At 71.4% G+C, this 5,862-nt stretch carries 4 protein-coding genes; 2 read left to right on the top strand and 2 right to left on the bottom strand.

Annotation, left to right across the window (positions count from 1 at the left end; translation table 11 throughout):
* Both G6019_RS17730 and G6019_RS12320 read right to left on the bottom strand, forming a co-directional pair.
* On the bottom strand, positions 1-1,695 hold a 1,695-nt coding region (locus tag G6019_RS17730), incomplete at its 3' end, for a peptidoglycan binding domain-containing protein (protein WP_182627703.1).
* Positions 1,696-1,879: 184 nt separating this feature from the next.
* Positions 1,880-3,193 (bottom strand): acetyl-CoA C-acetyltransferase, encoded by a 1,314-nt coding sequence (locus G6019_RS12320; protein ID WP_182613114.1) that lies wholly within the window; start codon positions 3,191-3,193, stop codon positions 1,880-1,882.
* 122 nt (positions 3,194-3,315) lie between these two features.
* Between G6019_RS12320 and G6019_RS12315 the strand changes: the two genes are divergently transcribed.
* Positions 3,316-4,665 carry a 3-oxoacyl-ACP reductase gene (locus G6019_RS12315; protein ID WP_194305691.1) on the top strand — a complete coding sequence of 450 codons (1,350 nt, stop codon included), beginning with the start codon at positions 3,316-3,318 and terminating at the stop codon, positions 4,663-4,665.
* Positions 4,662-5,606 carry a MaoC/PaaZ C-terminal domain-containing protein gene (locus G6019_RS12310; RefSeq protein ID WP_309230221.1) on the top strand — a complete coding sequence of 315 codons (945 nt, stop codon included), beginning with the start codon at positions 4,662-4,664 and terminating at the stop codon, positions 5,604-5,606. Before G6019_RS12315 ends, G6019_RS12310 begins: the two co-directional genes overlap by 4 nt.
* Positions 5,607-5,862 lie beyond the last annotated feature (256 nt).

Genomic DNA, 5,862 nt, shown 5'->3' with positions numbered 1-5,862 from the left:
CGGTGTGCACCCGGGGCTGGTGACCACGCGGGTCTCGGCGCGGCGGAGGTCGGCCCGGGGGGCGGTCGAGATCCGCACCGTGTACTCGCGGGTCCCCCACAGCCGGACGGTGACCGAGCTGCCACTACCCGAGGCGTCGATCACCAGACCCGTGCCCTGCCCGTTGCGGAAGCCCACGTCCTCGGACGCGGTGGCGTCGCGCCCGGCGGGGAACTGCGCCCCGTCGACACCTCGGCCCGTCCTGACCAGCCCCTGCGCCCCGGACTCGAACGCGGCGTTGAAGAGCGCCGTGGCCACGGCGTCGGCGGACACGTCCCCCGAGACGACACCGGTGACATCGGACATGGAGAAGGTCTCGCCGGAAGGGATGAACTGCCCCGCGAGCGAGGCGATCATCGACTGCGCCCGTCCGCTGGCGCCCACCGCCACGGTGAATTCACCGACGGGCTCGCGGATCCCGGCCCTCTCGGCCTCCTCGGTGGTGACCTCCGGGTCCCGACCCACATAGGCGACGGGCAGCACGCGCGGCCCCTGCATGTCGGTGAGCTGTCCCGGGAGCGCACCGAGGAGCGGACCCCACGAGACGGTGCGCCCCTGGACGGCGGGGACGACGGAGGCGGTCGATCCGCTGAAGGAGAACGTGGCGTCCCGCCCCTCCTGCTCGGTCTCCTCCATCAGCGGCTCCAGGATCCCCTTCGCAGCATCCGCGTCGAACCGGGGCTCCAGCACGGCCCCGTCGCGCACGAAGGTCAGGTACTCGCCGATCCGGTCACGCGGGAAGAGGACGGGAACGGCGTGCGGGTCGTCGGGGTCGACCATTGTCAGCTCCCGCTCGGCGGGAACCGCCCGGTCCCTTCCCGGGGGCGGCGGCGGGGCCGGCAACCGCGTCGTGACGGTGGTGACGGGCGGCTCCGTCCCGTCCTCACGCATCCGCGAGGCCAGCAACGTCAGGTCACGCCCGGCGGCGGGCTCGGCGACATCGCGGATGAGCGCACGCACCTGGTCCGCCTGCGTCTCGGTGGGGGTGTAGTCGACGACGAGGTCGACCCCGTCGTCGTCGAGCCAGTGGGCGAGCACGGCATCGCGCGAGCTCTCGATCCGCAGGCGCTGGCCGTCCAACGGGATGGCGGAGCGGACCTCGTCCCGGTCGAACCAGATGGCGCCCTCCCGCGGTTCGAAGTCCGCCTGCAGGGCGAGCCTCTCCAGGAAGTCGGTGAGCCGCGCGTCGGGGATCACGCTCGCGATGCCCACCTCGGTGGACCACACCAGGCTGATCAGTCGCGTGACGGGGTTGAGGGGTTGCTCTCCCGCGCGGTCCAGGGTGCCCTGCCAGTCCACGGACAACCCGACCGACTGAGGATCGAGGGTGGTCGACACGACGCCGGCCCGGAGGTCGACCTCCTCGTCGACCCGTGGGCCCAGCTCACGGATGAGGAGCTGCTCGGCGTCGGCCGTGCGCATGCCGCCGACCTGGATCCCGGCCACCTCCGCACCGCGCGGCACCCGGCCGATGCTGTGGACGAGGTCGAAACCGTAGAGCACCGCCAGCCCCATGAACACACCGACTCCGGCGTGGATCCACCTCGACCGCACGCGGTAACGTCGCCGGTCGGCGGCCGCGGGATGCGGGCCGTCTCCCTCGAGCACGACAGGCCGGGCGGGGCCGGCGTCACCGGTGGTGGTGGATTCGTCCACTGGTTCTCACGCCTCCTCACGAGCGGGGACTCTCGACCCGGCGGGGCGCCGACCGGGGATGTCCCACCCGAACCACTGTGGCGTCCACTATGACGGACCGGTACCGATGAGTGCAGCCCCCGCGCCGTACGCGGGGGCTGCACTCAGGAAAACCAGCCGGGTGCCGACCCGGTCGGCGCCGGGGTCAGCGTTCGACGATCGCCGTGACGCCCTGACCGCCGGCGGCGCAGATCGAGATGAGTGCGCGGCCCGAGCCCTTCTCCTCCAGCAGCTTGGCGGTGGCGGCCAGGATGCGGGCTCCGGTGGCGGCGAACGGGTGCCCGGCCGCCAGCGACGAGCCGTTGACGTTGAGCCTGCTGCGATCGATCGACCCGAGCGCCGAATCCAGGCCCAGGCGCTCGGTGCAGTACTCCTCGGACTCCCAGGCCGCGAGCGTGGCCAGGACCTGCGAGGCGAAGGCCTCGTGGATCTCGTAGTAGTCGAAGTCCTGCAGGGTCAGGCCGTTGCGCTCGAGCAGACGCGGCACGGCGTAGGTGGGGGCCATGAGCAGCCCGTCCGGGGTGCGGCCGTCGTGACCGTGGATGAAGTCGACCGCCGCGGTCTCGGAGTCGACCAGGTAGGCACGGACCGGGAGCTTGTTCTCCTCCGCCCAGGCCTCGCTCGCCAGCAGGACCGCCGAGGCGCCGTCGGTGAGCGGCGTGGAGTTGCCGGCCGTCATGGTGGCCTCGGTGCCGTGGGCCTCGGCGTCACGCTTGCCGAACACCGGCTTGAGCTTCGCGAGCTTCTCCTCGGACGAGTCGGGACGCATGTTGTCGTCACGCGGCACGCCGAGGAACGGGGTGACCAGGTCGTCCTGGAAACCGGAGTCGTAGGAGGCGGCGAGGTTGCGGTGGCTCGCCGCGGCGAGTGCGTCCTGATCCTCGCGGGTCACGCCGAGCTCCCGCGCGGTGATGGCCGCGTGCTCGCCCATCGACAGGCCGGTGCGGGGCTCGGCGTTCTGCGGCTGCTCGGGGACCAGCGACTGCGGACGGATCTCGCCGAGCAGCTTGACCCGGTCCATCGCGCTCTTGGCCGACGCGACCTTGATGAGGATCTTGCGCAGGTCGTCGTTGACGGCCAGCGGGGCGTCGGAGGTGGTGTCGGTGCCGCCCGCGATACCGGCGTCGATGCGACCGACCGCGATCGCGTCAGCCACCTGGATGGCCGAGGCCAGGCCGGTGCCGCACGCCTGCTGTACGTCGTAGGCCGGGCTGGACGAGTCGAGCACCGAACCGATGACCGACTCGCGGGTGAGGTTGAAGTCACGGGCGTGCTTGAGAACGGCCCCCGCGGCGACCATCCCGACACGCTTACCCTGGAGGCTGTAACGGCTCGCGAGGCCGTCGATCGCCGCGGTGAGCATGTCCTGGTTCGAGGCGTCCGCGTACTTGCCGTTCGATCGGGCGAAGGGGATTCGGTTGCCGCCGACGATGGCGACCTTGCGGGGGCTGGTGGTCACGTGTGTCACTCCCGTTTTATCTCGGTATCCGGTGGCCCGTAGCGCGGCCCGACGAGTATTGTTACTCAGCGGTAAGTTACTTGTCGACCCGTACGACCGCACCTCTCCAGGAGATGATCGCCATGGCACAGGGCAACCTCGACCTCTACTCGCAGTTCGTGACCTCGGCCCCCGGGTCGTTCATCGCCGGCAAGGTCGGCCTCCCGCAGCCCGAGCAGCTCCGCCGCTACGAGGCCGGGCAGCCGGCCCTCCACGGCCCGGTCCTCGTCGGGGGCGAGGGCCGCCTCGTCGAACCGGTCCGCGCGATCCTGGAGTCGGATTACGAGCTGGCCGGGGCGGACGCCGAGGGCAAGTTCGCTGGCCTGGTATTCGACGCGACCGCCGTCCGCCGCGCCGAGGACCTCAAGGCACTGTTCGACTTCTTCAACCCCGTCGTCCGCCGCGTCGCCGCCTCCGGCCGCGTCGTCGTTCTGGGGACCCCACCGGAGGAGACCGGCTCGGTGGAGGAGCGCATCGCCCAGCGCGCGCTCGAGGGCTTCACCCGCTCGCTCGGCAAGGAGATGAAGCGCGGCACCACGGTCCAGCTGGTCTACGTCTCCGCCGACGCCGACACCGGCGCGTCGGGCCTCGAGTCCACGCTGCGCTTCATCCTCTCCGGTAAGTCCGCCTACGTCGACGCCCAGGTGTTCCGCGTGGGCGCCGGCGCGGCGACCGCCCCCGCCTCCTGGGACCGCCCCCTCGAGGGCAAGGTCGCAGTGGTCACCGGCGCGGCCCGGGGCATCGGTGCGGAGATCGCCGCCGTGCTCTCCCGCGACGGGGCGCACGTGATCTGCTGCGACGTCCCGGCCGCCGGCGAGTCGCTCTCCGCCACCGCCAACAAGGTGGGGGGCACGTCGCTCCCCCTCGACGTGACCGCCGCCGACGCCGCCGAGGTCCTGGCCAAGCACGTCCAGGAGCGTCACGAGGGCGTCGTGGACATCCTCGTCCACAACGCCGGTATCACCCGGGACAAGACCCTGGCCGGCATGGACGCCGCACGCTGGGACGCGGTCATGGCCGTCAACCTCATCGCCCCGGAGCGGATCACCGCCGAGCTCGCGGAGAAGGGCGTGCTCACCGAGGGCGGACGCGTCGTGGGTGTCTCCTCCATGGCCGGCATCGCCGGGAACCGCGGTCAGACCAACTACGCCGCCTCCAAGGCGGGTGTGATCGGGTTCGTCAACGGCGCCTCCGCCGAGCTGGCGTCCAAGAAGATCACCGTCAACGCCGTGGCCCCCGGCTTCATCGAGACCCAGATGACCGCCGCCATCCCCTTCGCCACCCGCGAGGCCGGCCGCCGGATGAACTCCATGCAGCAGGGCGGCCTGCCGGTCGACGTGGCCGAGACCATCGCCTACTTCGCCAGCCCCGCCTCGTCCGCGGTCACCGACAACGTGATCCGCGTGTGCGGCCAGTCCCTCCTGGGCGCGTGATCGCGGTGGACAACACGTCGTCAGGTGGCGCGGTTGAGTACACCCGCCTGCCCGCCATCCCCAACCTGCTCGCCCAGTACGCCAAGGCCGCGGTCGGCTCGGCCCCCGTGGTGGGTGGCAGGCGCGACGGGAAGTCGATGCCGGAGAAGGGCGTCGAGGTGGAGGGCGTCCGCGTGGACACGGCCAACCTCGCCGCCTACGCCCGGGTCTGCGACCTGCGGTTCGGTGACGTACTGCCGCTGACCTACCCGTTCACGCTGGCCTTCCCGCTGAGCATGCAGCTCATGTTGGACCCGGCCTACCCCGTGCCGGCCATGGGTTCGGTGCATCTGACCAACGAGATCGAATCCCACCGCCCGCTGCGGGTGGGCGACGCGCTGTCGATCCGCGCACGGGCCGAGAACCTGCGCGAACACCCCGCCGGCTTGCTGATCGACATCGTCACCGAGATCCGCACCGGCGACCACGACGAGCCGGCCTGGGTCCAGAGGTCCGGGCTGCTCTCCAAGCGCAGGACATCCCTCACCCCGCCCAAAGACGCGCCGCGGCCGCCGAAGCCCGAGCCGCCCACGGCCGCGGAGATCGGTGATCCCACCGTGGTCAAGTCGGTCTCCGAGTCACTGATCGCCGAGTACGCGTCGGTGTCCGGGGACCGCAACCCCATCCACGTCTCCAAGGTGGGCGCCAAGGCGTTCGGGTTCCCGAATGTCATCGCGCACGGGATGTGGACGGCGGCGACACTGCTCGGGGTGGTCGAAGGGGCGATCCCCGAACGGGCGCGTTACTCGGTCGAGTTCGGCAAGCCCGTGATCCTGCCGGCGAAACTGGGCATCTACGCCCGGCGCGGTGCCGGTGCCGACGATCCGGCCTGGTCGCTGCGGGTGCGCAACCCGCGCAAGCTCGAAACCGTGCACGCGACGGCCACCATCGAGGAGCTCTGACCGCACGACATCGACCCCGGTCGCCCGCCCCGAACCCGGGCGGGTGACCGGGGTTCGTCGTCGGTCCGGTTCCGCTCCACCGCGAATGGGCATATGTTCTGGGTCACACCGATTCTCGACAGCAGGGAGACCACCGTGCCCTTCTCTCCACCCCCGTCCGCCAACCGATCCCGACTGAGCCCCCGGCCCCGGCTGAGGTCCCAATCCGTGGTCGGCATCGTCGCCGCGGCAGCCCTCACCCTCACCCTGCCCGCCA

This window comes from Dietzia sp. DQ12-76, from assembly GCF_014145045.1.
Taxonomy (GTDB): Bacteria; Actinomycetota; Actinomycetes; order Mycobacteriales; family Mycobacteriaceae; genus Dietzia.
Note: the sequence above shows the minus strand (reverse complement) of the source record. Positions and strands in the feature narration are given on the sequence as shown.